Origin of the sequence: Methylocella silvestris BL2 (assembly GCF_000021745.1) — a bacterium.
Lineage (GTDB): Bacteria > Pseudomonadota > Alphaproteobacteria > Rhizobiales > Beijerinckiaceae > Methylocapsa > Methylocapsa silvestris.
In genome coordinates this window covers 3,608,555-3,631,774 of sequence record NC_011666.1, presented here as the reverse complement: position 1 = coordinate 3,631,774, position 23,220 = coordinate 3,608,555, and the positions used below count along the sequence as shown (strand labels likewise).

The window sequence follows — 23,220 nt, the reverse complement described above, 5'->3', positions numbered from 1 at the left end:
CGGAAAACGCCGGCGGCTATTTCGCAGCTTCGGCCGGGACGGCGTCCTTCTTGCCGAAGCCGCCCTTGATGCGTTCGCGCATCCCTTGAAATAAGACATACAGCGCGGGAATGGCAAAAATGCCAATGAAGGACGCGGCGATCATGCCGCCGAACACCGGCGTCGAAACATTGCGCCGCGCCAGCATCGCGGCGCCGCTGCCGAACACCAGCGGCGCGAGGCCGAGAATGAAGGCGAAGGACGTCATCATCACAGGCCGGAAACGCAGCCGCGCGCCCTCCGTCGCCGCCTCGAGCAAGGGAACGCCATGCTCGCGGCGCTCCTTGGCGAATTCGACAATCAGAATACCGTTCTTGGCGGCGAGCCCGATCAAGACGATGATGCCGATCTGGCCATAAAGATCGAGCGTCAGATGAGCGACGACGATCGCCGCAAAGGCGCCCAGAATGCCAATGGTGACCGAGAGCAGCACCGGCACCGGAATCGTCCAGCTTTCATAGAGCGCCACGAGGAACAGGAAGGCGAACAGCACGGCGAAGCCGAGGATAGCGCCCATCTTGCCCTCGGCGCGCTTCTCCTGGAACGAGATGTCCGTCCACTCGCCGCTATAGCCGGACGGCAGCGCCTTGGCGGCCACAGCCTCCATGGCGTTCAGCGCCTGACCGGATGAGACGCCCGGCGCCGGCGCGCCCTGCACCGTCACGGCGAGACGGTTGTTGTAGCGGATCAGCGCCTGCGGGCCGATCGCGATCTTCGTCTCGACGAGGCTGCGCAGCGCGATCATCTTGCCGTCCTTGCTCCGGACGTTGATGCGGTTGATGTCGTCGATGCTTTTGCGGTCGCTCGATTCCGCCTGCGCCTGCACTTGCCAGGTGCGGCCGAACAGATTGACGTCGTTGATGTAGGAGCCGCCGAGCGAGGTCTGCAGCGCCTGGAAAATATCGCTGATCTCGACGCCGAGGATTTTGGCCTTGTCGCGATCGATGTCGAGATAGATCGATGGATTGCTGGCCGAGAACGTGCTGAACACGCGCGAGAGCTGCGGATCCTGATTGGCGGCGACGAGGAGCCCGCGCAGAACCCGCGCCAGCGCTTTCGGATCGCTGCTGTTCAACGCTTTCAGCACGTAGCTGAAGCCGCCGCCGCTGCCGAGACCGATGATCGGCGGCAGGCCGAGCGGGATCGCTTTGGCTCCCCTTACGCCCGCAAACTTGGGGCCGAGCCGTTCAATGATCCCCGGAGCAGAATCAGCTTTATTCTTGCGCTCGTCGAACGGCTTGAGCGAGACAATCACAAAGGCGGCGTTCGGCTGCGAGTAATTGTCGATGAAATTGAGGCCGATGATCGAGGAATAATCGGAGATCGCGCTTTCCTGCTTCAAGATCTCCTCGACTTGACCGACCGCCTCGCCGGTGCGGCCAATCGAGGCCGCGTCCGGCAATTGGACGACGACGAAGAAGGCGCCTTGATCTTCCTCGGGGAGGAATCCGGTCGGGGTGATCTTGTTCAGCGCGATGATTCCGAACACCGAAACGGCGACCATCGCCAATCCGATAATCGAGAGTCGCACCAACCGCGCCACCACCGCGCCATAGGAGTCGCGCACATGATCGATGCCGCGCATGACGGCCCCGATCGGGCCGCGGCGTGGGCCGTGGTGAGGTTTTAGCAGTATCGCGCAAAGCGCCGGCGACAGCGTCAAAGCGTTGATCGCCGAGAGGGCCATCGCCGTCGCGACCGTCACCGCGAACTGGCGGAACAATTCGCCCGTGATGCCGGGAAGGAACGCCACCGGCACGAACACCGACAGCAGCACCAGCGTGATGGCGATGATCGGCGCGGTGATCTCCTCCATCGCCTCTTTGGTCGCCTGCGCCGGCGTCAGTTCCGGCTTGCTCGCCATCTTGGCTTCGACCGCCTCGACGACGACAATCGCGTCGTCAACGACGATGCCGATCGCCAGGATCAGGGCGAGCAGCGAGACGGTATTGGCCGAATAGCCGATGGCGTTCAAAACGACGAATGTGCCGATCAGGCTGACCGGCACGGCGATGGTCGGGATCAGCGTCGCCCGCAGGCTGCCGAGGAAGAGAAAGACGACGAGCACGACGAGGATGAAAGCCTCGACCAGCGTGTGCTCGACGACCTCGATCGTCGCCGACACGAACACCGTCGGATCGTATGTGACCTTCCAGGCAAGGTCCTCGGGAAAGCGCTCGGCGGCGTCCGCGAGGCGCTTCTTGACCGCGGCGAGCGTCTGAAGCGCGTTGGCGCCCGGCGCCTGATAGACGCCGATCAGCGTCGCCGGAGCGCCGTTAAGGCGCGTGTCGCGGTCGAGATTGGCGGCGCCAAGTTCGATGCGCGCGACATCGGACAGCCGGAGCACCGAACCGTCGGCGTTGGTTCGGATGATGATCTTGTTGAAATCGTCGATCGACGACAACCGGCCTTTGGTCTCGATGTTCAGCTGCAATTGCTGGTCGTCGGAGACGGGCCGCGCGCCGATGCGCCCGACGGCGGCCTGAACATTCTGGCTCTTGATCGCGGCGATGAGATCGGCGGAGGTGAGGCCGAGGCCGGTCAGGCGGTCGGTCTGCACCCAGACCCGGATCGAATAGTCCTGGGCCGCGAAAAGCTTGGCGTCGCCGACGCCCGCCGTGCTCCTGATGTCGTCGACAAGATTGATCGTCGCGTAATTGGAGATGAAAAGTTCGTCATGCGTGCGCTGGGGCGAATAGAGGGCGATAACGCCGAGCAACGCCGAGGACTGCTTTTTGACCGTCACGCCTTGCCGTTGCACGTCCTCCGGCAATTTCGACAGCGCGACCTGCACCCTGTTGTTGACGTTGACGGTGTTGATGTCGGGATTGGTGCCAAGCTCGAAGGAAACAAGAAGCGAATAGCTGCCGTCATTGCCGCTGACGCTCTTCATATAGATCGCCTTGTCGACGCCGACGACCTGGCTTTCGAGCGGCTGCGCGATGGTCGATTCAACGACCGCCGCGGAGCCGCCGGGATAAAAGGTCGACACCGAGACCTGCGGCGGCACGATATCGGGATATTGTGCGATGGGGATCGACAGCAGCGAGACGAGGCCGGCGACCACGGTGACGAGCGCAATGACGATTGCGAATCGTGGGCGATCGACGAAGATCGACGAAATCATCGTTCAGCTCCGGCCGAGCGTCTTGACGGGCGAGGCGATCACCGGCGCGCCGGCGCGCAGGACCTCCATGCCTTCGACGATGACCTGAGCGCCGGCGTCGAGCCCTGAATCGACGATGGCGTTCGCCCCGCTTTCGCCGCCGAGTTTCAGACGTTTGACGGCGGCTTTGCCGTCCTCGACGACAAAGACATAAACGCCCTGCTGATCGGCGATCAGCGCCGCCTGCGGGATCAGGATTTTTTCTTCCGGCTTGTCGCCCGTGATGGAAAATCTGACCAATTGGCCGTCGATCAGTCGCCCCTGGGGATTCGGAAAGCTCGCCCGCACCAGCACGCTGTCGGTCGCCTTGTCGACCGAGACATCGATGAAATTGATCTTGCCAGGAAACTCATAGGCCGAGCCGTCGGAAAAACGCAGGGTCACGGTCAAAGCGCCGCCGCCGCCGCCAGGGCGACGCTGTTCGCCGTTCAGCTGAAGGAATTCGCGCTGGCTGACCGGGGCTACGACATACATCGGGTCCTGGCTGACGATCGTCGTCAGCACGCCGCTGTCTGGGCCGACCACATTGCCCTTGGTGACGCTGGTGCGGCCGATGACGCCGGATATCGGCGATTTGATCTCGGCATAGCTGAGATTGATCTTCGCGGCCTGCACATTGGCTTCGGCGACGAGCACATCGCCTTTCGTCGTCTGGAATTCGGCGGTCCGTTGGTCGCGCACGGCGACGGAGCCGGACTGCGTCTTCAACAGCGTTTCGGCGCGATCGAGTTGGACGGCGGCGTTCGCCTCCTGCCCCTGCGCTTTGACGAGGGCGCCTTGCGCCTGCTGCAGCGCAGCCTGGAACGGCTCCGGCTCGATGCGGTAGAGAAGTGCGCCTTGCTTGACGAGGTCGCCTTCCTTGAACAGGACCTCCTGCAAATAGCCGGTGATGCGCGCGCGCACGCTGACGCGCTCGATCGCCTCGACGCGGCCGACGAACTCCTGCGCCGGGTTAACGGGCTCCCTCGCGGCCAGAATTGTGCCGACACGGGTCGCCGCCGGGGCTTGCGCCGAAACAGAAGTCGCACAGAAGGCGGCGGGAAGGGTCAGCGCGAGCCGGAGGGCGATTCGCGCGCAAGCGATCGAAAAAGGCATCGCTATTCTCCGAGGTCCGCGAGCGCCGGCGCAAGGCGCTTCCATTGGCAGGGCGTGAGGTCGGACGGAAAATGTCTTGATTTAGAAGAGGCGTAGACCGTCGCAGCCTGCGCGGCCAAGTTTCGAAAGTCAATTCGTCGGCATCGTCTTTGGCGCTCGTTCAAAGGATCGCGGCGATCGCCGAACCCGCCAGCGTCGATGCGAAAATGAGAAGGATGAGAGCGGCGCCCCGCGCGATCAGCGCCGGCGTCAGCGCCCCGCCCGTGGACCGGGCCAGAAAAGCGCCAAGGACGATCCAAATCCCTCCGACAAGGATGACAAGCGCGGAAAAGCCGGCAAGCCAAAGGGATAAGGCGGCGGGCGCCGGCGGGATGATGACGAAGGCGAAGATCAGGGCCTTGGGATTGAGGAGCGTCGTGACAAAGACGCGCGTCGGCGTCGCCGGCGCCTGCGTCGGCCGGACGCTTTGGCCCGCGTTTCGCCAAAGCGCCGCCGCCGAAGCGGCAAGCCAGAGGCCCGCGGCAATTTTCAGCGTCGCGGCGGCCAAGGCGTTATGTTCGATCTCGCGGCCAATGACAAAGATGAGGGTCGCAATCGAGATCAAATAGCCGCACAATTCAGCCGGAATCAGCCGCAGCGACCGCCATGGCCCGACGCTCGCGCCCGAAGCGGCGAGCAGCGTATTGGTCGGCCCGGGCGTGGCCAGAAGAGCGAGAACCGCAAGGGCGAAGGCGAAAGGGTTTTCCATGGCGGGCGGGACATTAATGCGCTTTGACGATTCATGGAATTTTTAAAGCGCTCGATGCGAAATGGCGCGGCCGGGACGCAGGCTGGGAAGGATCGAATGAAAAATCGCCCCACGCAGCCAAGCTGGCGACGCAGCCTTCTCCGCGCGCGCAAGAAAGCCGCGAGCGCATGACGACCAGCCGGCCGCCTGAAACGCTTGCCCGCGTCGGGCTTTTTCGCTCGCTGACGCCGGACGAAATCACTCGCCTCAACGCGCGCTGCATTTTCCGGCGCGCCCACGCCAAAGACTGGATCATCGACTATCAGGACGAAAGCACCGACGTCTTTTTCCTGATCAGCGGCAGCGCCCGCGTCATGATTCGGGCGATTTCCGGCCGCGAGACCATTTTGCGCGAAATCGACGGCGGCGCGTTTTTCGGAGAGTTCTCCGCCATCGACGGGCGGCCGCGTTCGGCGAGCATTCTTGCCGTCACTGATGTGACGATCGCCAAAATGAGCGCCGCGGTCTTTCTCGAGACTGTGACGCAGCACGCCGACGTCTGCCTGCAGCTGCTGCGCCTCATCACCGGACAGGTTCGCATGCTGTCGAACCGGGTCAATGAATTCACCACCCTCGCGATCCGCGAGCGGCTGATCATGGAGCTGTTGCGTCTCTCGCGGGCGAACCCCGCCGATCCTGAACAGGCGATCGTGTCGCCGCCGCCGCTCCACGCCGATCTCGCCGGCCGCATCAGCACCCGCCGCGAGACCGTGACCAAGGAGCTGAGCGCCATGGAGCGCGAGGGGCTGGTGCGGCGCGGCCGCCGCGCCCTGACCCTCGTCGATATGCCGCGGCTCATGGGCGCGATCCGCGCCGCGGAGGAGGCGGAGGATTTCGGCGCCGCCTCGAAGCTGAAATAATCGCTGCGCCAGATTATTGCCGGACCATGCGATTCCAGGCGTCGAGGCCGGCGATCTTGTAGGCTTCCGCCAGCGTCGGATAGTTGAAGGTGTTTTCGATGAAGTAGTCGATCGTGCCTTTGAGGTTCAAAACCGCCTGGCCGATATGGATCAATTCGGTCGCGCCCTCTCCAACGATATGGGCGCCGAGCAGACGCCGCGTCTTGGTCGAAAAGATCAGCTTCATCATGCCGCTGTTCAGCCCCATGATATGGCCGCGCGAGGTCTCGCGGAAGCGCGCGATCCCGCATTCATAAGGAATTTCGCGCTTGCGCACTTCTTCCTCGGTCATGCCGACGGTCGAAATCTCCGGCACTGAATAGATGCCATAGGGAAAGAATTCGGGCGGCGGCGACGGCTGCAGCCCAAAGGCATGGCATGCGGCGACGCGCCCCTGCTCCATCGAGGTCGAGGCGAGGCTCGGAAAGCCGATCACATCGCCGGCGGCGTAGATGTGGGGGACGGAAGTCTGCAGCGTCTCGGGCGTCACGGTGATGCGGCCGCGATGATCCGTCTCGATGCCCGCCGCTTCGAGATTGAGCACGTCGGTGGCGCCGACGCGGCCGGCGGCGAACAGCAACGTCTCCGATTTGACGACGCGGCCATTGCCCAGCGTCGTCGTGACCGAGCCGTTGACGGCGATCGACGTCACCGGCGAGCCAAGCCTCAGCGCGACATTGCGGTCGCGCAGATCATGCACGAATTCCTCGATCACCTCCTTGTCGAGAAAATCGAGGAAAGTCGGGCGCGGCTCGATCAAGGTCACGGCGACATCGAGCGCGCTGAAGATCGTCGCATATTCGACCCCGATCACCCCTGCGCCGATGACGGTGAGGCTGCGCGGCACTTTCTTCAGATCGACGATTTCGTCGCTATCGAAGACGTTAATTTCATTGAAGGGCACATAATCCGGCCTGAACGGCCGCGTGCCGCACGCGATCAGGAAATGGGCCGCGGAATAATTTTGCGTTTCGCCGCTCTCGCCTTTGATCTCGACCTCATGCGGGCCGACAAAGCGGGCGTGGCCGCGCTTGGTCCGGACGGCGTTGCGGCTGAACTGATGTTCGAGCACCTCGACCTCATGGTCGAGCGTCTTGCTCATGCGCGCCATCAAATCATCGGCGCCGATCTGCTCCTTGACGCGATAGGATCGTCCGTAAAATCCGCGCTCCCGCCAGCCGGCGAGATTGAGCACGGTCTCGCGTAGGGTTTTCGACGGAATGGTCCCCGTGTGCACCGAGACGCCGCCGACGCGCCGCCCTTTTTCCACGACAAGCACGGATTTGCCGAGCTTCGCCGACTGAATCGCGGCCCGTCGCCCAGAGGGACCGCTCCCGATGACGATCATATCGTAGTCATGCATGGGATGAACTTCGAAGGAGGGAGCGCGGGGTCATCTGGCCGGCGCATTTGGGACCGGCCCCTCAAGATGAGCAAATATCACGCCAAAGTCGCGCTTCGGCTCCGACCTCTTCTCCCCAGATCAGCGACGACCGCAGGGGGGAGGCCGGAGAGCGAACCTTTTCATGCGGGCGGGATTGCACAACGCCCGGAGGACGCGCCATCGGATCGAGATTGCGACAATTTTTGAGCGGCGTCCGCGCCAGAGCCCGTCGAGAACGACGTGCAAAGACGCAGCGGCGACGCTTTTTCGAGCGTGGCCAGCTCATGCTCGCCGTCGTCGCGGCGATCAACGCAAATTGCGGCCGGGCGGCCGCGATGGACGATGGTGGCGGACCGCCGCTGCCGCCGAGGCGCCCGCCGGCGGCCTCAGCTTTCCCCTCGGCGCCCGCCGCCCCGAGCGCCCCTCCGGCCGCTCCGGCGCCGCCTCCTCCGCCCGCAGCGGCGAATCAGCCGCCAGCGGCGGACGATTGCCGGGTGGGCCTTGCCTCCCGCGGCGTCACCCTAAAGCCTGTGGAGCAAGCATCACCGGCCGATCCTCGCTGCGTGATCGCGACGCCAGTCCAGCTCATCTCCTTGACGCTGCGCAACGGCCAGCGCGTCGATCTGCCCGATCGCCCGACGCTCGACTGCCCAACTGCTGCAACTTTCGCGGATTTTGTCGACGAGTTGCTGGCGCCTCTCGCCAAGGGGTCTTTCGACGCGACCATCATAGCCATCGGAACCGGCCCCGGCTTCGATTGCAGATCCCGCAACCACATCGCCGACAGCAAGCTGAGCGCTCATGCAAAGGGGCTAGCGATCGACATCGCGGCGCTGCATTTCGCGGGCGGACGCCTTTACGAAGTCGGCCGATTGGCCGATGCGCCGGAGCGCGCCTTCGATCATGCCGCCCGCGCCGCCGCCTGCGGTTATTTCCACACGGCGCTCGGGCCCGGCGCCGACGCCTTTCACAGCTCGCATTGGCATTTCGACCTCGAAACCCGGGGCTCCGACGGAAAAGCGAAATTCTGTCAGTAGCGCCAGAACTTGCCGCCGCGCGCGCCGGCAAATGTGGGGCAACTCATTGACAGTTCCGCCGCCGCAGCCTTAATCGACGCTTTAGCGGGAATAATTGCGCAAGATCATCGTCGAATCAGGCTTCACGAGGATCGCGACGATCTGCCTCGCCAGAGCATGACGCCAAAATGCGGACTTTCGCGCTGCCGGCATGCTCTAAATGCTTTGAAACGATGGTCGGCCGATTTCCGCGGTCCGCGGACGGTCCGGACGCCGTGCGGACCCTGCTGCCGCGACCGGACCAGCGTCCAGCGTTCGGTCGTGATCGCCGCCTTCCACCGAGAGAGCCATGCAAAGCCTAAGGCGCGTCTCATTCTTCAAGGATATCGACGATCTCGATTTCGACCGCTTCGACCGGCTCTGTCTCTGGCGGCGCTTCGATGACGGGGAACTCGTCGTCGATTACGAGGACGAATCCTCCGACGTCTATTTCATCGTCACCGGCGAGGTTCGCGTGCTGATCCGGACCGTCGCGGGAAAGGAGATCATTCTGGGCGAAAGCCGCGCCGGCCAGTTTTTCGGCGAGATGACGGCGATCGACGGGGCCAAACGGTCGGCCAATGTGACGGCGCTCACCAAATCCGAGCTCTGTATCATGCCGGCTCATGTCTTCCGCGAAGTCATTTTCTCCTCAAACACTGCCTGCGAGCGAATCCTGCGCCTCTTGACTGGCCGCATCCGCGAACTCAACTCTCGCCTTGCCGAGCATTCGATCTTCGATCTGAAGCACAGGCTCTATTCCGAACTGCTGCGCATGGCGCATCCAAGGCCCGGCAAGCCCACCGAACGGGTGGTGACGCCGCCGCCGTTCCATCACGTCCTCGCTGCGCGAATCGGCTGCCGGCGCGAGCAGGTCACACGCGAACTTTCCGCGCTGGCGCAGGAACATATCATCGAAAAAACGCGCGGCGCCCTGGTGCTGGTCAAGCCGACCGTGCTCGAGACGCGTCTTGAGGAAGCGATGCGCGAAGGCGGCTAGAGAATACCACCTAAACGCCCAGCTCAGTGCTGCGGCGGCGCGGGGGCGACCTTGGCGCCTGTCGAGAACAAAGGCGCCGCGGCGCCCGACTGCCGGATCAGGCTGCGCGCGTCCGGGACCAGCGCAAGTTCGTCCCAGGACCCGGCGACGTCGAAGGCGAATTGCGGCCGCTCCGACTTCGAATTCGGATCTGGCGCGGCGCTCATCACTGTAGCGTGCACGTCGACGGTCCTGTCGCCAAAATCGATGGCGCCATTGAAATTGAGATCGATGGCGCGGCTGCGCATTTCGCCGTGCTCGATCGTGGCGACGCCCTTGGCGAATTGAAGTCCAAACCCCGCCGAGCCAAAGCTTGTCGCGCCATAGCGAATATCGTCGGCGAGGCCGAGCGGGCGCTTGTCGACCGAGCGCAGCGCCTGCCCGAGATTGACGCCGTTGATCTCGCCGTTCTGCATGGCGATTTGCGCGCGGCCCTCGAGATTGCGCATCATTTCGCTCATGTTGAGCCCGGCGGCCTGCAGGTTGGCGGTGGCGTTCACGGTCCCGGTGATGCGAATGGATTCGACGCCGCCCGGCCACATCGCGGCGGCGTCGACGCCGGCAAGGGCGGCCGTGACATGGGTCTCGAGCCCGCCGGCCGCTTTGATGAAAGACGCCCGTCCCCGGACCTCGCCCTGAGCGGCCTTGGCCCGGATCAGCGCCAGATCGACCCGGCGGTCGCGCTTCATCACGGAAAAGGCCGCGTCCCGGAAATCGACGCCGGGCAAGGACAGACGCTGAGCCGAAATCCGGATGTCGAGATCGGCGAAATTATCCTCGTCGAGATCGAAGGCGTCATGGCTCCATTGCCCGTCGCGCCCGTGGATCGGCGACAGATTGGCGAAGAAGGGGCGCAGCGACAGCTCGTTCGCCGCCAGCGTCCCCGCCAGAGTCGGCCGGCCTTCCCCCTGCAAAACGGCGAGAGCGCCCTCATAATCATTGCCGTCGAGTTGCAATCGGAGATTGGAAAAGCTCGCGCTCGGCGCAGTGGCGTTGACGTCAGCCTCGAGCGCGAAATTCTCGAAGGGCGCTGGCAGCGCGATGAAATAGCCGCCTGTTTCGACGAGGCGGCGCAGGGACGGCGCCGAAGCCGTGACTCGACCGGCGAATTGAGCCTGCGGCCCGCTCGCCAGGCTGCCCTCCGCCGCCAGCGACAGGGCCGGACTGTCAATCTTCAAGAGAAGGCCCGATGCGCCGCCGCGCATCAGATCCGCCGGATGCTCAATCGCCGCGGAGATGTCCGCGCCCTGGTCGCGAAAGCGCGCCGTGCCATTGATGTTCGCCGAGGCGCCGAGCTTACGCCAGTCGACCGTGACATTGATGGCCTCGACGATGGCGTCGCTGTCGCCGAAGCTGTTAGTGAGGCGGGCGCGGCCATTGACCAGGGTGAGCACGCCGAGCCGCGTTTCATCGGCGGAGCTTGCCTGGGGCGTCGCCGATTTTGCATTGGCGGCGCGTCCGATCGCGCTATCGGACCGCATCGGCCGGCCGGCGAGGTCGATCACCATCTGCGGCTCGCCCAAAGTCACCGAGGCGATTTCCAGCTGCCCGCGCAGCAGCGCGGAGACGCGCAGATAGCCCTTGAGATAGGCGGCGTCGATGCGAAGCGCGCCGGAAGGATCGGCGAATTGAATCGCGTCGATGCTGATATGCGGCTGCGGCAGCACGACGAACACGGCCTTGCCTTGCGAGAGCGTGCTAAGGCCGGTGATCTGTCGGATTTGCGCGGTGATCCCGTCGCGCAAGGCGCTGGTCGAAAACAACCAGGGGACGGCGGCCGCGGTCATGCCGAGGAGAATGGCCAACAGACAAAGGGAGCCTAGAAGAATTCTGCCGCGCTTTCGCGGCGGACGGGAAGAAACGGTAGGAATTGACGCCATTTCATCCACGGCCTGAAAAGCCCCCGCTCCCATCCGCTCGTCCCGCGCACACGCTTCGGCAAAGGACCGAGGCCGCAAAACCGCTCGAGCTTCGGTCTTCGCCCCTTCGTCAATCCCTTCGGGCGACATCGAACGCCGATTTGCGCGAGAGTTTGATGTGTTGCTTGTCGTTGCCGACTATGTCGCGATCAAGGCGGGAAACGCCATGCCGACGCATGCAATTTTACAGAAAATCAAACGCTTTCCTGAAAAAAAACTTTAATCAGCAGCTAACGGCCAAAGACGCTGTCCAGCATCGAGACGAGCGCCGCGGTGCCAAACGGCTTTTGCAAGATAGCCCTGTTGGCATATTCCGGCGGAATGTCCGCCTGCCCCAGTCCCGTCGTGAAAATGAACGGGCAGGCGCGCTGGTCCAGCATTTCAGCGACGGGGTCGATGCGCTCGGAGCCCAGCCGGACATCAAGCAGGGCGCCGTCGAGATGCTCGCGACGGATGACTTCGAGCGCGCCGCGAACGTCCGCGACGCAGGCGGCGATGTCGAAACCGAGTTCAGAGAGCGTGTCAACAAGGGAGAGCGCGACGAACGGTTCGTCCTCAACGATCAAAATTCGTTTCGATGGCGGTTCGCCAGCGCGCGTCATCTCAAACCCGGGTTGAAGCTAACGCCGACTCTGCCTTGAGCCCCGGGCAATGTCCAGACAATCGCGCCTGATCACCCGATGTTCATCATAATAGCAGATTTCAGCCGCGTTTTGGCCGCAGGGCCGCCAGCGCGGCGACACTGATCGCGGTCCAACCGCAGATCAGCATCGATCCGCCGATCGGAGCCGCCATCGGAAACAGCCGCGCCTCGACGAGCGCCCTGACAGCGAGATCGCCGCAAAAGAGACAGGCGCCAAGAAACAACAGCGCCGCCGCGATGAGAAATCCGCCCGCGCGCGCAGGAGCGGCGAGGGCGATCCCGGCTAGCGCCAAAATGGCGAGCGCATGGATGAGCAGAAAATTGGCCGCGGTCGCCAGAAGGGGATTTTGGACGGCGTGCGCGCCGACGGCCGAAAGGATTACGCCGGCCGCGCCCAAAACTCCGGCCAGAGCCGCCGCGATGAAAATTCTGTTCGGTCCTTCGGGCATTCGCATCCAGCGCGGCTCCTCATGGAAAAGGACACCATCTACGGCTCGGCTGCTGAAAAGGAAATGCAGCTTTCGCTCCGCGCTTGGCGGCCCCCTGTTTCCGAATCGCGGCCCGTGATATCTGGCGTTCCGGGTCGAATGCGAACCTGCAAAAATTCAAACGGTCCCGCCGGGACCGATCGGGAGGGCCGGGGTCTCAGCGATCTGCGGCGCAAGCAGAGGTGCAAGGCAGTCTTATGCGGAAATTATCAACGCTCGCGGCGCTCGCGCTCATCGTCTCCCCCGCCGCGGCAATGGCGGAGGCGCGTCCGGCGGCGTCCGCGGCGGACAATATCGCCGCCTTCGGCGATTGGAAAATGCGCTGCGGCGAGGGGTCCCCCGGCGAATGGGCCTGCGAGGTGATCGCCTCGGTCGTCCCGCCCGGCCAGGCCGAGCCGATCGCCCAGGTTGCTTTCGGCCGAAAGATTCAAGCTCCGGACGCCCGAAAAGACAAGCCGGCGGCGAGTAAAGCGGGCGACAAGGACAAGCAAACGGCCGATAAGCCGGCCGAAAAACCAGCGTCGAAGGATGAGAAACCTGCCGAAACGACGACGCGGCTCGTCATCCTCGTGCCGGTCAATGTGACGATCGCCCCCGGCCTTGAAGTGCTGGCCGACCCGGCTCAGCCTGCGCTCAAGATCCCCCTGAAAACCTGCATCCAGGCCGCCTGTTTCTCGGAAATTGAGCTGAATAACGACCAGCTGCAGCTATTCCGCAACCGGTCGCAGCCGGCCCAGATCACCTTCACCGATCCCAGAGGCAACCCCGTCAAGATCGCATTGTCGCTGAAGGGGCTCGATCAGGCGCTCGACGCCTTGGCGAAACGCTGAGGCGGCCGCATTGTTTGCTGTCCGGCGCTGACGCCAAGGAGGCCAGATGCGATCGCTGTCCCTGATTTTGGCCGCTCTGCTGGGCATGGCGGCGGCTCGCGGCGCAGAGGCTCAGGAAAAGGGAACGCTCGGCGCGAATATCTTGCCGCCGCTCGCCAACGCATCCTCCCCCTCGACGCCGGCGAAAGAGTTGTTCGGACGCGAGCGGGGGCCAGCGCCGCTCAGCGCGCGCACCATTGGTTTTTATTCGCGCGGCTGCCTGGCCGGCGGCCGCAATCTGGCGGTCAACGGCCCCGCCTGGCAGGTGATGCGCCTGTCGCGCAACCGCAACTGGGGTCACCCGAAACTCATCGCGTTTCTGGAAGAGTTCGCGCGCAAGGTTCCGCGCGTCAGCAACTGGCCCGGCATCCTGGTCGGCGACATGTCGCAACCGCGGGGCGGCCCTATGCTGACGGGCCACGCCTCGCATCAGATCGGCCTCGACGCCGATATCTGGCTGACGCCAATGCCCGGCCGCGAATTGTCGCGAGCCGAACGTGAGGAAATGTCGGCGACAATGGTGGTCCGCGCCGACCGGCTCGACGTCGACCCGGCGCGATGGACGCCCGACCATCTCGCGGTCATCAAGGCGGCGGCGCAGGACAATCAGGTGCAGCGCATTTTCGTCAATGCGGCGATCAAGAAGGCGATCTGCCGGGAAGCCGTCGGCGATCGCTCATGGCTGACCAAGGTGCGCCCCTATTACGGGCACGACTACCATTTCCACATCCGCCTCGCTTGCCCTCCGGGAGAAGAGTCCTGCCGCGATCAGGATCCCGTTCCTCCCGGCGACGGCTGCGACGCCTCGCTGAACTATTGGTTTTCCGACGCCGTGCTGCATCCGAAGCCCGGGCCGCCAACGCGCCCAAAGCCGCCGCTGACGATGGCGCAGCTTCCGGCGGAATGCCGCATGGTGCTGAACGCAAAATAAACGACCGCCGCAAGCGGCCTAAAGCTGGACTGAACTCAATCGTTTTGCGACGGCGCCTCATCGGAGAAGATTTCATCCGGCTTCAGGCGAACATGATGCATTTTGGTCTTGTGACGAACGCCGATGCTGCGGCCCAGCACAATCGGCGCTTCATGCCTCTCCGGATAGGCGGCCGGCGCGACCCCCTGATCAGGCGCAGGGGCCGCCGCGAGCGGATTAGCGGACAGCCCCCCAGACGCCATCACGAAGAGGGCGGCGCTCAAGGCATATACTCTCAGACAATTCATTTACGGCTCCCAACGCCCGACGCAAACCGCGCCAGCCTAGAATAAGGCGCTTTTACGCCACTTTCATAACACAAAGCTTGCGCCTTCAAAATCGGCTTCCGGCAACCTAGACATCCGGTGTTAACGGATGATGTCGACGCAAAGGATCAGCATCTTCGCTCAGGCGGCGACGCTGATCCCGATCGGGCAGGACACGCCAGTGCCGCAAACGCCGCAATATCCGTTTGGATTCTTGGCGAGATATTGCTGATGGTAGCCTTCCGCATAATAGAACGCCGGACGGTCGATGATTTCCGTCGTGATCGGCCCATAGCCTTTTCGCGCCAGCGCCCTGGAGAAGGCGTCGCGGCTTGCCTCCGCGGTCGCGCGCTGCGTGGCGTCGGCGACGTAGACGCCAGAGCGATATTGCGTGCCGACGTCATTGCCCTGCCGCATGCCCTGCGTCGGGTCATGACTTTCCCAAAAACTCTTGAGCAAGGTTGCGTAGGAAATGCGTTTCGGATCGAAGGCGACCAGCACAACCTCATTATGACCGGTGAGGCCAGAGCACACTTCCTCATAGGTCGGATTCGGCGTCACGCCGCCCGCATAGCCGACGGCGGTCGTGTAAATTCCCTCGTCCAACTGCCAGAACTTGCGCTCGGCGCCCCAAAAACAGCCAAACCCGAAGAGAGCGGTCTCGACGCCTTCGGGAAACGGCGGAGAAATCGGGCGCCCATTCACGAAATGCCTTTCAGCGGTCTTGGTGGGCTCGGATCGGCCCGGCAGGGCGTCGGCGGCTGACGGCAAGGTCAGGAGTTTGCGGAACATGCCCTTCCTTTCAGGAAATATTTTGCCGAGCATCGGCCCCTTTCCGTTCAGATGAGGCCTCGATCCGCCAATACAATGGTTATGGCTAGGTCAAAGTTGCGTAATCTCATTAATTTCTGATCAATTCCGCGCGCGCAGCTACGCGTTTTCTCGCAGCAGCCGAAGCCTATCCGCGGTATAAAGCTGCGTTGAAACAAACAGATACAGCATGTCTGCAATTGGCTAAAGCATGAAAAACCTTCAGCATGACGTGAAAAGCTTTCAGCGGCTGGAATAGCCGATCTTCGGTTTCGGCTTTTGCGCAAGCCACAGAGCGATGAGGCCGATCAAGGCGAGCAGAACAAAACTCGGCAGCCGCCCAAAGGCCTCCAACGCCGGCTCGAGCCATGAGGGCGCGCGCCGGGCGACCGCGTCGTGCAAGGCGTCGAGTTTCGACGGTGCAAGAGCTGCGGCGGCGGCGAGCTGCGTCAGAAGCACGCGTCCGGCCGCAAAGGAGCGCCAGCCGTCGATCATCAGGAGGGCGAAGGCGCTTGCGAGCGAAAACAGGCCGATGAATTGCAACACGCGTCGGATCATCGAACGAGACAGCTCCAAACTGGGTTAGCATAGCGCCGCGCCGGTTAAATTTTTCGAACCCGCCCATGCTGGATCGACCTGCCGCGCGCCGTTTTCCATGAGCCGAGCGGATTGCCTTCGTCGCCGGGGGCGCCTATATTACGGCAATTCCCGTCATGGCTAACATTCAGCCTCGTCTCGTGAGCTTCGTCTCGTGAGCCTCGCCCCTGCGCGGCGGGCGTTCCAGGCGTCGCCTCTTCGCCGTCTGGGGCAATTTCCGTTTTGAGCGCAAAGGAGAAGCAAACATGAACACCGCGCCGCTCATGCCCAAGGCAACCGCCGTGTGGCTTGTCGAGAACACCTCGCTGACCTTCGATCAGATCGCCAATTTCTGCAAATTGCACCCGCTTGAGGTCAAGGGCATCGCCGACGGCGAAGTCGCGAGCGGAATCAAGGGGCACGATCCAATCACTTCGGGCCAGCTGACCCGCGAGGAGATCGCCGCGGCGGAAAAGGATCCGAGCCGCCAGCTGCAGCTCGCCGTGTCCAAGGTGCGGTTGCCGGAGCCGGCGCGCAAGCGCGGCGCGCGCTACACGCCCCTGTCGCGCCGGCAGGACCGTCCCAACGCGATTTTGTGGCTTGTGCGCAATCATCCGGAATTGAAGGACGCGCAGATCATGCGCCTCGCCGGCACGACGAAATCCACCCTTCAGGCGATTCGCAGCCGCACGCATTGGAATTCCGCCGCTCTGACGCCGGCCGATCCGGTCACGCTTGGCCTCTGCTCGCAGATGGATCTCGATTTCGAGGTCAACCGCGCCGCCAAGGACCGGCCGCATGTCGAGGAGAGCCATGGCGACACGCTGTTGCCGGCCGAGACCACGACGCGGGCGCCCTATCGCGAGGAGCCAAGGACGGAAGCCGAAGTTTTCGGCGCGGCCGCGCCGAAGGCGGCAGAGGTCGAGGACAATGTCGACGTGCATTCTGTCTTCGCCAGCCTGAAGGGGCTCAAGGTTAAGGAATAATTACTTAAAATTGTAATTTTCGCGTAATGATTGATTTTTGCTTCTTCCGGCGCGCTCGCGTGATATGATATCGGCGCGAATCGGAATGGCCGATTTGCGCCGGCGCGCTCGACGCATAGCGCCCGGCCGTTCGGCTCATCCTTGCCTGCCGGGAGAAGCTTATGAAGCTGTTGGCTGCGTCTGCCTCTGGCGCGGGAGCGGCGGGGCCGCCCGAGCGTCCGGCTCGCGCGCATCCGGTCCACGGGCGGGCCGGGCTCGCGACGCTTGGCGGCGCTGCCCTCTGCCTGTTTGGGGTCTGTGCTCTTGTCCTCAGCGGTCCCGGCATGGCGGCGGACCTTGGCTATGCGCCGCGACCCTATTTGGTGCCGCAGCCTCCGGCTCCCCCGCCCTATGCTTTCGCGGTCGATCCGCGCTGCAGCATCGTGCCGATGCCGCAGGCCGATCTTGTTGGCGACACCGCGCGTTTTCGCGCCACTGCAGTCTGTCAGTCGCGCGGCCTCTACGCCGATTCGCTGATTTTTCCGGGGCCCCCGGTTTTGTACCGCGGCTATCATTACGGCCGGGAGCCATAGGCTTGCAGCCGCCGCGCGCAAAAGGCTTCGCCGAAAGGTTGCGAACAGGCGTCGGAGACGCGCCGGCCTTGCAAAATCTTCTGCGGTTTCAACTCTTTTTTATGTTTTCTTAACGTGTTTGGGTCAAGCACAGGCCCCGTCAACGGGAGTAGTGACACCGCGCGAGGTTCGATGCCTTCGCGACTTTCGGACGGTTTCGCGCCGATTTTCTTGAAATAGCAGGCGCCGCCTTGTCTGGCCGGCCGTTTCACAGGTTGAAACGGCCGGGCTTTCTCAGATCATTTTTCCGTCTCAGGAATAGCGCGGACCGCGCCGCGCTTCCGCGAGCGCGCGGGACAAAGCCCCTGCAAAATTCGCCTTTTCGCCGGGCCCGAGAAAATCCGCGACCTCAAGGCTCATTCCCCGCGACACCAGCGCCAGCCGCAATGTGCCGAATTCCTCATGCTCCTCGCGCTCCAGCCGCACAAAAGCAGGATTGAAGCGCCATTCCGCCCGCTCGCCCGCCGCGCTCACCTTGACGACGAGCAGATCGAAGGGCGTCAATGCAAAATCTTCATAAGCCCGCGCGGCGCGGAAATTCGCCTTGAAGGCGACATAGAGCAGCGCGACGTCTAGGCCGCAGAAGCCGGCGACGGGCCAGGCCCCCAAAAAAATGAACGGCAGGCTGGTGATTATATTGGCCGCCAAAAACGCCATCAGCAGCAGTCTGAAATGAGCGGCGCGCAGCGAGCGATGCGGCTGCAGCCGCGTCGCGAAAAGGGCGGGGTCGCTTGGGAGGGTGGCGGACTCGGCGGTCGGCATGAGGCGCGGCTCTTCTCTCTCGCTCCTTGCCAAACTATAACGCGCCTATGGCGAAAAGAACCATGGCAAAATCCGCGGGCCCGCGCGCGGCGGCCGGCCTGTCGGTGGCCGGCGGCGCTCCAGCGGCCTCCGCAAAAGCGCGGGCGGCGCAGGCCGGCCGAATCGCCGCGATTTTCGCCCGTTTCGAAGCCGCCTCGCCGCATCCCGAAGGCGAACTCGATTATATCAATCCCTATACTTTGCTGGTCGCCGTGACGCTGTCGGCTCAGGCGACCGACGTCGGCGTCAACAAGGCGACGAAGGCGCTGTTTGCGCTCGTCGACAGCCCTCAAAAAATGCTGGCGCTCGGCGAGGATCGCCTGCGCGAAATGATCAGGACCATCGGCCTCTACCGGACCAAGGCCAAACATATCATCGAAGCGTCGCGCCAATTGGTCGAACGCTTCGGCGGCGAGGTCCCGCACGACCGGGCGGCGCTCGAAACCCTTCCCGGCGTTGGGCGCAAGACCGCCAATGTGGTGATGAACATCGCTTTCGGCGCGGCGACGATCGCCGTCGACACGCATATTTTTCGCGTCTCGAACCGCATCCCGCTGGCGAAAGGCAAGACTCCGCTCGAAGTCGAGCTTGGCCTCGAACGCGTCATCCCGGACGTCTATAAACGCCATGCGCATCACTGGCTGATCTTGCACGGGCGCTATGTGTGCAAGGCGCGCCGGCCCGAATGCTGGCGCTGCCTGATCGCCGATCTTTGCAACTTTCCCGATAAGACGCTTCTGCCCTGACGCGGGAAACGCCTATTGCTGCGCGCCGGCGGGGGGAACGACGCCGCGCGCCTTGTTGCTAGCCTCCGCGCCGCTGAGTTCGCGCCGGAGCGTGTCGAGCTCTGCCGGATTGCGCGGCTTCGGCCGGGTCGGCTCGGCGCCCCAAGTCGGCTGATAGCTGAGGGTGTCGGGATCGGGGCGCGCTTCCTTCACGAAGTCCTTGGCTTCCGGCACATCGGGCCAGATCTTGGTGTTCAGCAGCGTATCCAGCGGCGAGCCGGCCGGATTGCGTTTCTCGACCGCGGTCTTCTGTCGCGCGGGGGCGGGAGCAGGGGCGGCCGAAGGATCGGGCGCAGGGGTGGGCGAAGAGGCGGACGGCTGGGCCGGCGTCTGTGCGGCGAGCGGCGGCGCGGCGAGGCTCGAGGCCAAGAGGGCCGCCAGCGCCATCGCGACGCGCGGCGTTGGGCGAGCCGACGCAGAGGCTAAGGCAGTCGGAAGAAAGCGCGCGCATTTGGCCATATCTAGGGTCTCGTCAGTCGGGACGCCGCTTGGACGTCGCTATTGGATTTTTTGAGCATGATCCGAAAAATTGCCGGCAGTTCGGATCGCACGATCGTTAAAACGGAAGCTTGAAGAGCGAAAGGCGCGCATCCGCCCCGTCGCGTGATTAAGACCTAGGGAGAATAGCGTCACAACATGGTTTTCCGGCGGCGCAAAACCATTATGATGACGCCAAACCGGCCGCTTGCCCGACGCGTTTGCTCTCCTATCTTACGATGCATCTTAGACAAGGCGCCTCAATCCAAAGAACCCGCAGTCGAAAACAAATAAGAAACCTCAGAGGACAACGCCATGAGCCCGACAGGACCCCGCCGCGCGCCAGAAACCGCACAGGTCAACAAGGCCAAGGTTGCGGCGCGCAAGAAACGGGCGCTGGCGCAGGCCTCGGCGCAGGAGAAGCGGCGCGCCGAGGCGCCCGCGGCGCAGGCTCCATCCGGCAATGGCGCGGAGGCGAAGGGCGCAGGCGCGAACGCCGCTCCGACCGCCGCGCCGCCCGCGACACCCGCTTTCCCCGTCGGCTTTCCGGCCGGATTTCCCGCCGTGCCGCCAGCGCTTGCGGCGCTGTCTCCGATCTTTGCAAATCTCGCAAATCCGAGCGGCGCGGCGGGCGACGCGCCCAAACCCGATTTCGAGCGGATGGCCTATAACATCGCGCGCCTGTTCGAACAGGGCGGCAAGGCGCTCGCGGCGAGCCTCAAGCCGCCGGAGCCCGGCGAAATCAAGAGCGAACTTGCGACCGAGCTCTCAAATGCGGTGCGCTCGATCAGCAAGGTGACCGAACTCTGGCTCAGCGACCCGAAAAAGACCGCCGAGGCGCAGACCGCGCTGATGATGAGTTTTCTCGGCCTCATGTCGAACACGGTGCGCCGGCTCTCCGGCGAATCGGGCGACCCGCTCGTCCCCTATGATCCATCCGACAAGCGGTTCGCCGCTCCGGAATGGCGCGAAAGCCCGTTCTTCGATTTTCTGCGGCAGGCGCATGCGATCAGCGTCAATTGGGCGAACGGCCTGATCGAACGCTCCGAAGAGCTCGATCCGCGCGCGCGCGAGAAAGCCAAATTCTATTTCCGGCAGCTGTCCAGCGCCTTGTCGCCGTCGAATTTCTTCGCGACCAATCCCGAGGTGCTGAAGGAAACCTGGCAGTCGAGCGGCGAAAACCTGGTGCGCGGCGCCTCCATGCTCGCGCGCGACCTTGAGGCCGGCAACGGGCGCCTGAAAATTACCCGCTACGACGCGTCGAAATTCGAGGTCGGCGTCAATCTGGCGACGACGCCGGGAAAAGTCATTTTCCGCAACGAACTCATCGAACTCATTCAATATGCGCCGACCACCGAGACCGTCTACAAACGGCCGCTGCTGATTGTGCCGCCCTGGATCAATAAATTCTACATCCTCGATCTCACCGCCGAAAAAAGCTTCGTGCGCTATGCGGTTTCGCAGGGGCTGACCGTCTTCATCATCTCCTGGGTCAATCCCGACGCGCGCCATCGCGACAAGGGGTTCGAGGACTATATGCGCGAGGGCATTTTCGCCGCGCTCGACGCCATCGAGAAAGCGACCGGCGAAACCGCCGTGACCCCCATCGGCTATTGCATCGGCGGGACGTTGCTCGCGATGACGCTCGCCTATATGGCCGAGACGGGCGACAAGAGGATCGACAGCGCCTCCTTCTTCACGACGCAGACCGATTTCAGCCAGGCCGGCGATCTGAAACTGTTCGTCGACGAGGAGCAATTGCGCGATCTTGAGGAGAAAATGGCCGGCCCCGGCTATCTCGAAGCGGCGTCGATGGCGAATTCCTTCAACATGCTGCGGCCCGAAGATTTGATCTGGTCCTTCGTCATCAACAATTACATGAAAGGCAAGGCGCCGCTCGCCTTCGACCTGCTCGCCTGGAACTCCGACGCGACGCGGATGACGGCGGCCAACCACATGGCCTATCTGCGCGACTGCTACCTCGAAAATAAATTCGCGCGCGGCCTGTCCTCCTTTGGCGGCAAGCCTCTCGACCTGCACAAGGTGACGATTCCGATTTATCACCTCGCCGCGCGCGAGGATCATATCGCGCCGGCGCGCTCCGTCTTTATCGGCGCGCAGCTGTTCGGCGGCGAGGTTCGCTATGTGCTTGCGGGGTCCGGCCATATCGCCGGCGTCATCAATTCGGTCGCAAAACCCAAATATCAATATTGGGTCGGCGAACCGCCCTCCGGCGCGTTCGAGGACTGGCTGGCCAAGGCGACGGAGCATCCCGGCAGTTGGTGGCCGGACTGGATCCAATGGGTCACGGCGCAAGCGCCCGAGCGCGTGCCGGCGCGCATTCCCGGCGAAGGCGCGCTGAAGCCGCTTTGCGACGCGCCGGGCGAATATGTGAAGGTGCGCTACTGACGCCCGATCAGGCTCCTGCGCGCGCGAAACCGGCCGGGCCGGAGGGCTTTTCACGCCTTTTTGACCCGCCGCACGATTTTTCGCGCGAATCGAAGCGCCGCATTATGCTTGATAAATACGGGGTGAAATTCTCGATTTTCGAACCGAGACTGAAGCGCCGGCGCGCGCGCCGCGACTTGATCGACATTCCTTCGGACGCCTGAAAGCATGACGCGGAGCTTCTCGAATCAGACCTTCCGCTTCGCGCCTTCCTCGAACGGATTGCTTCATCTTGGCCATGCCTATTCGGCCGCGCTGAACTTCGATCTGGCGCAATCGACCGGCGGCCGCATGCTGCTGCGCATCGAGAATATAGACGTCGAACGGTGCCGCCCGGAATTCGAGCAGGCGATCTATGACGACCTTCGCTGGCTGGGCCTCAGCTGGGAGCTGCCGCCGCGGCGCCAATCTGAACATTTCGCCGATTACGCCAATGCGCTGGAGCGGCTTCGCGCGCTCGGGGTTGCATATCCGTGTTTTTGCTCGCGCGGCGAGATCATGGCCGCGGTCGCCTGCAAGCCGGATTGGCCGCGCGACCCCGACGGATCGCCGCTCTATCCGGGCCTGTGCAAACATCTCTCGCCAAGCGAGCGGGCCAGGCGATTGGCCGGCGGACGCTCCGCGGCGATGCGCATCGATATGGCGGCGGCGCTGGCCCATGTCGGGTTTCAGCTCGACTGGCTCGAGCGCTCCCCCTCGGGCGCCGGCGCGTCGCGCCGCCCGGCGACGCCTGCGATCTGGGGCGACGCGATCATCGCGCGCCGCGACATCAAGACGAGCTACCATATCGCCGTCGTGACCGATGACGCGCTGCAGGGCGTGACCGACGTCGTCCGCGGCGAGGATCTCTACATGGCGACGCATCTCCACCGCCTGTTGCAGACGCTGCTCGATCTGCCGGCGCCGACCTATCGCCATCATCGCCTGCTTCGTGACGCATCGGGACAGAAACTGTCGAAAAGCCTGCGCGCCAAATCGCTGCGAGCGCTGCGACAGGAAGGCCTGTCGCCGCAGGCGGCGCGCGAATCCCTGAAAGTCGAGGCGACTGCCGCCTCATGATTTCATTGGCGAAGATGAAGCAAGATTAACCCCGGTAATGTTGACGCG

The 23,220-nt window shown here is 63.5% G+C and carries 22 protein-coding genes; 10 read left to right on the top strand and 12 right to left on the bottom strand.

The window, feature by feature from the left end:
- Window positions 1–16: 16 nt before the first annotated feature.
- From MSIL_RS16825 to MSIL_RS16815, 3 genes are all read right to left on the bottom strand, one after another.
- Window positions 17–3,166 carry an efflux RND transporter permease subunit gene (locus MSIL_RS16825; RefSeq protein WP_012592283.1) on the bottom strand — a complete coding sequence of 1,050 codons (3,150 nt, stop codon included), beginning with the start codon at window positions 3,164–3,166 and terminating at the stop codon, window positions 17–19.
- Window positions 3,167–3,169: 3 nt separating this feature from the next.
- Window positions 3,170–4,300, bottom strand: coding sequence for an efflux RND transporter periplasmic adaptor subunit (locus MSIL_RS16820; protein ID WP_012592282.1), 1,131 nt, complete (start codon window positions 4,298–4,300; stop codon window positions 3,170–3,172).
- Between the two features lie 160 nt (window positions 4,301–4,460).
- Complete coding sequence (locus MSIL_RS16815) at window positions 4,461–5,048, bottom strand: hypothetical protein (protein WP_012592281.1); 588 nt, start codon at window positions 5,046–5,048, stop codon at window positions 4,461–4,463.
- A gap of 167 nt (window positions 5,049–5,215) precedes the next feature.
- Here MSIL_RS16815 and MSIL_RS16810 point away from each other — a divergent pair, with 167 nt between their 5' ends.
- Entirely contained in the window at window positions 5,216–5,947 is a 732-nt protein-coding gene (locus tag MSIL_RS16810) for a Crp/Fnr family transcriptional regulator (protein WP_012592280.1), read from the top strand.
- Window positions 5,948–5,960: 13 nt separating this feature from the next.
- Here MSIL_RS16810 and sthA read toward each other — a convergent pair whose 3' ends face one another.
- Window positions 5,961–7,349 (bottom strand): Si-specific NAD(P)(+) transhydrogenase, encoded by a 1,389-nt coding sequence (sthA, locus tag MSIL_RS16805; protein ID WP_012592279.1) that lies wholly within the window; start codon window positions 7,347–7,349, stop codon window positions 5,961–5,963.
- A 305-nt stretch (window positions 7,350–7,654) separates the two neighbouring features.
- Between sthA and MSIL_RS20355 the strand changes: the two genes are divergently transcribed.
- A complete protein-coding gene (locus tag MSIL_RS20355) occupies window positions 7,655–8,407 on the top strand; it encodes an extensin family protein (protein ID WP_012592278.1) in 753 nt (250 codons plus the stop codon).
- Between the two features lie 328 nt (window positions 8,408–8,735).
- Complete coding sequence (locus MSIL_RS16795; RefSeq protein ID WP_012592277.1) at window positions 8,736–9,425, top strand: Crp/Fnr family transcriptional regulator; 690 nt, start codon at window positions 8,736–8,738, stop codon at window positions 9,423–9,425.
- Window positions 9,426–9,448: 23 nt separating this feature from the next.
- On the opposite strand, the gene MSIL_RS16790 is transcribed toward MSIL_RS16795, so the two are convergent.
- The 3 genes from MSIL_RS16790 to MSIL_RS16780 form a co-directional block, all read right to left on the bottom strand.
- A complete protein-coding gene (locus MSIL_RS16790; RefSeq protein ID WP_041368143.1) occupies window positions 9,449–11,269 on the bottom strand; it encodes an AsmA family protein in 1,821 nt (606 codons plus the stop codon).
- Window positions 11,270–11,613: 344 nt separating this feature from the next.
- Window positions 11,614–11,949, bottom strand: a complete 336-nt coding sequence (locus MSIL_RS16785; RefSeq protein ID WP_244406163.1) for a response regulator — start codon at window positions 11,947–11,949, stop codon at window positions 11,614–11,616.
- A 136-nt stretch (window positions 11,950–12,085) separates the two neighbouring features.
- The gene (locus MSIL_RS16780; protein WP_012592274.1) at window positions 12,086–12,481 is read right to left on the bottom strand and encodes a DUF423 domain-containing protein; all 396 of its coding nucleotides are present in this window, start codon (window positions 12,479–12,481) and stop codon (window positions 12,086–12,088) included.
- Between the two features lie 230 nt (window positions 12,482–12,711).
- On the opposite strand from MSIL_RS16780, the gene MSIL_RS16775 reads away from it, so the two are divergent.
- Together MSIL_RS16775 and mepA are read left to right on the top strand one after the other, a co-directional pair.
- A complete protein-coding gene (locus MSIL_RS16775) occupies window positions 12,712–13,344 on the top strand; it encodes an invasion associated locus B family protein (protein ID WP_012592273.1) in 633 nt (210 codons plus the stop codon).
- 46 nt (window positions 13,345–13,390) lie between these two features.
- Window positions 13,391–14,314, top strand: a complete 924-nt coding sequence (gene mepA / locus MSIL_RS16770; protein WP_012592272.1) for a penicillin-insensitive murein endopeptidase — start codon at window positions 13,391–13,393, stop codon at window positions 14,312–14,314.
- Between the two features lie 35 nt (window positions 14,315–14,349).
- Here mepA and MSIL_RS16765 read toward each other — a convergent pair whose 3' ends face one another.
- From MSIL_RS16765 to MSIL_RS16755, 3 genes are all read right to left on the bottom strand, one after another.
- The gene (locus MSIL_RS16765; RefSeq protein ID WP_041368142.1) at window positions 14,350–14,577 is read right to left on the bottom strand and encodes a hypothetical protein; all 228 of its coding nucleotides are present in this window, start codon (window positions 14,575–14,577) and stop codon (window positions 14,350–14,352) included.
- 183 nt (window positions 14,578–14,760) lie between these two features.
- Complete coding sequence (gene msrA / locus MSIL_RS16760) at window positions 14,761–15,411, bottom strand: peptide-methionine (S)-S-oxide reductase MsrA (protein WP_012592270.1); 651 nt, start codon at window positions 15,409–15,411, stop codon at window positions 14,761–14,763.
- Between the two features lie 261 nt (window positions 15,412–15,672).
- A complete protein-coding gene (locus MSIL_RS16755) occupies window positions 15,673–15,987 on the bottom strand; it encodes a hypothetical protein (protein WP_012592269.1) in 315 nt (104 codons plus the stop codon).
- Between the two features lie 284 nt (window positions 15,988–16,271).
- On the opposite strand from MSIL_RS16755, the gene MSIL_RS16750 reads away from it, so the two are divergent.
- Both MSIL_RS16750 and MSIL_RS16745 read left to right on the top strand, forming a co-directional pair.
- Window positions 16,272–16,991, top strand: a complete 720-nt coding sequence (locus MSIL_RS16750) for a DUF1013 domain-containing protein (RefSeq protein WP_012592268.1) — start codon at window positions 16,272–16,274, stop codon at window positions 16,989–16,991.
- A gap of 161 nt (window positions 16,992–17,152) precedes the next feature.
- On the top strand, window positions 17,153–17,563 hold the full coding sequence (locus MSIL_RS16745; RefSeq protein ID WP_012592267.1) for a hypothetical protein: 411 nt from the start codon (window positions 17,153–17,155) through the stop codon (window positions 17,561–17,563).
- A gap of 291 nt (window positions 17,564–17,854) precedes the next feature.
- Here MSIL_RS16745 and MSIL_RS16740 read toward each other — a convergent pair whose 3' ends face one another.
- Window positions 17,855–18,364: a DUF2244 domain-containing protein gene (locus MSIL_RS16740; protein ID WP_012592266.1), complete on the bottom strand. Its 510-nt coding sequence runs from the start codon at window positions 18,362–18,364 to the stop codon at window positions 17,855–17,857.
- Between the two features lie 62 nt (window positions 18,365–18,426).
- On the opposite strand from MSIL_RS16740, the gene nth reads away from it, so the two are divergent.
- Window positions 18,427–19,149: an endonuclease III gene (nth, locus tag MSIL_RS16735; protein ID WP_012592265.1), complete on the top strand. Its 723-nt coding sequence runs from the start codon at window positions 18,427–18,429 to the stop codon at window positions 19,147–19,149.
- A 12-nt stretch (window positions 19,150–19,161) separates the two neighbouring features.
- Here the strand turns inward: nth and MSIL_RS16730 are convergent, their stop codons facing one another.
- Window positions 19,162–19,575 (bottom strand): hypothetical protein, encoded by a 414-nt coding sequence (locus tag MSIL_RS16730; protein WP_148213127.1) that lies wholly within the window; start codon window positions 19,573–19,575, stop codon window positions 19,162–19,164.
- Window positions 19,576–19,980: 405 nt separating this feature from the next.
- Between MSIL_RS16730 and MSIL_RS16725 the strand changes: the two genes are divergently transcribed.
- Both MSIL_RS16725 and gluQRS read left to right on the top strand, forming a co-directional pair.
- Window positions 19,981–22,074, top strand: a complete 2,094-nt coding sequence (locus MSIL_RS16725) for a PHA/PHB synthase family protein (protein WP_012592263.1) — start codon at window positions 19,981–19,983, stop codon at window positions 22,072–22,074.
- A 207-nt stretch (window positions 22,075–22,281) separates the two neighbouring features.
- The gene (gene gluQRS / locus MSIL_RS16720) at window positions 22,282–23,172 is read left to right on the top strand and encodes a tRNA glutamyl-Q(34) synthetase GluQRS (RefSeq protein WP_012592262.1); all 891 of its coding nucleotides are present in this window, start codon (window positions 22,282–22,284) and stop codon (window positions 23,170–23,172) included.
- Window positions 23,173–23,220: the final 48 nt, after the last annotated feature.

Coding starts and splice junctions, on each gene's coding strand:
- MSIL_RS16795 (WP_012592277.1), top strand. CDS start 8,736: ATGCAAAGCCTAAGGCGCGTCTCATTCTTCAAGGATATCGACGATCTC.
- MSIL_RS16815 (WP_012592281.1), bottom strand. CDS start 5,048: ATGGAAAACCCTTTCGCCTTCGCCCTTGCGGTTCTCGCTCTTCTGGCC.
- MSIL_RS16775 (WP_012592273.1), top strand. CDS start 12,712: ATGCGGAAATTATCAACGCTCGCGGCGCTCGCGCTCATCGTCTCCCCC.
- MSIL_RS20355 (WP_012592278.1), top strand. CDS start 7,655: ATGCTCGCCGTCGTCGCGGCGATCAACGCAAATTGCGGCCGGGCGGCC.
- MSIL_RS16730 (WP_148213127.1), bottom strand. CDS start 19,575: ATGGCGCTGGCGGCCCTCTTGGCCTCGAGCCTCGCCGCGCCGCCGCTC.
- MSIL_RS16725 (WP_012592263.1), top strand. CDS start 19,981: ATGAGCCCGACAGGACCCCGCCGCGCGCCAGAAACCGCACAGGTCAAC.
- MSIL_RS16740 (WP_012592266.1), bottom strand. CDS start 18,364: ATGCCGACCGCCGAGTCCGCCACCCTCCCAAGCGACCCCGCCCTTTTC.
- nth (WP_012592265.1), top strand. CDS start 18,427: ATGGCAAAATCCGCGGGCCCGCGCGCGGCGGCCGGCCTGTCGGTGGCC.
- MSIL_RS16755 (WP_012592269.1), bottom strand. CDS start 15,987: ATGATCCGACGCGTGTTGCAATTCATCGGCCTGTTTTCGCTCGCAAGC.
- msrA (WP_012592270.1), bottom strand. CDS start 15,411: ATGTTCCGCAAACTCCTGACCTTGCCGTCAGCCGCCGACGCCCTGCCG.
- gluQRS (WP_012592262.1), top strand. CDS start 22,282: ATGACGCGGAGCTTCTCGAATCAGACCTTCCGCTTCGCGCCTTCCTCG.
- MSIL_RS16750 (WP_012592268.1), top strand. CDS start 16,272: ATGAACACCGCGCCGCTCATGCCCAAGGCAACCGCCGTGTGGCTTGTC.
- MSIL_RS16825 (WP_012592283.1), bottom strand. CDS start 3,166: ATGATTTCGTCGATCTTCGTCGATCGCCCACGATTCGCAATCGTCATT.
- sthA (WP_012592279.1), bottom strand. CDS start 7,349: ATGCATGACTACGATATGATCGTCATCGGGAGCGGTCCCTCTGGGCGA.
- MSIL_RS16780 (WP_012592274.1), bottom strand. CDS start 12,481: ATGCGAATGCCCGAAGGACCGAACAGAATTTTCATCGCGGCGGCTCTG.
- MSIL_RS16820 (WP_012592282.1), bottom strand. CDS start 4,300: ATGCCTTTTTCGATCGCTTGCGCGCGAATCGCCCTCCGGCTCGCGCTG.
- MSIL_RS16745 (WP_012592267.1), top strand. CDS start 17,153: ATGAAGCTGTTGGCTGCGTCTGCCTCTGGCGCGGGAGCGGCGGGGCCG.
- mepA (WP_012592272.1), top strand. CDS start 13,391: ATGCGATCGCTGTCCCTGATTTTGGCCGCTCTGCTGGGCATGGCGGCG.
- MSIL_RS16810 (WP_012592280.1), top strand. CDS start 5,216: ATGACGACCAGCCGGCCGCCTGAAACGCTTGCCCGCGTCGGGCTTTTT.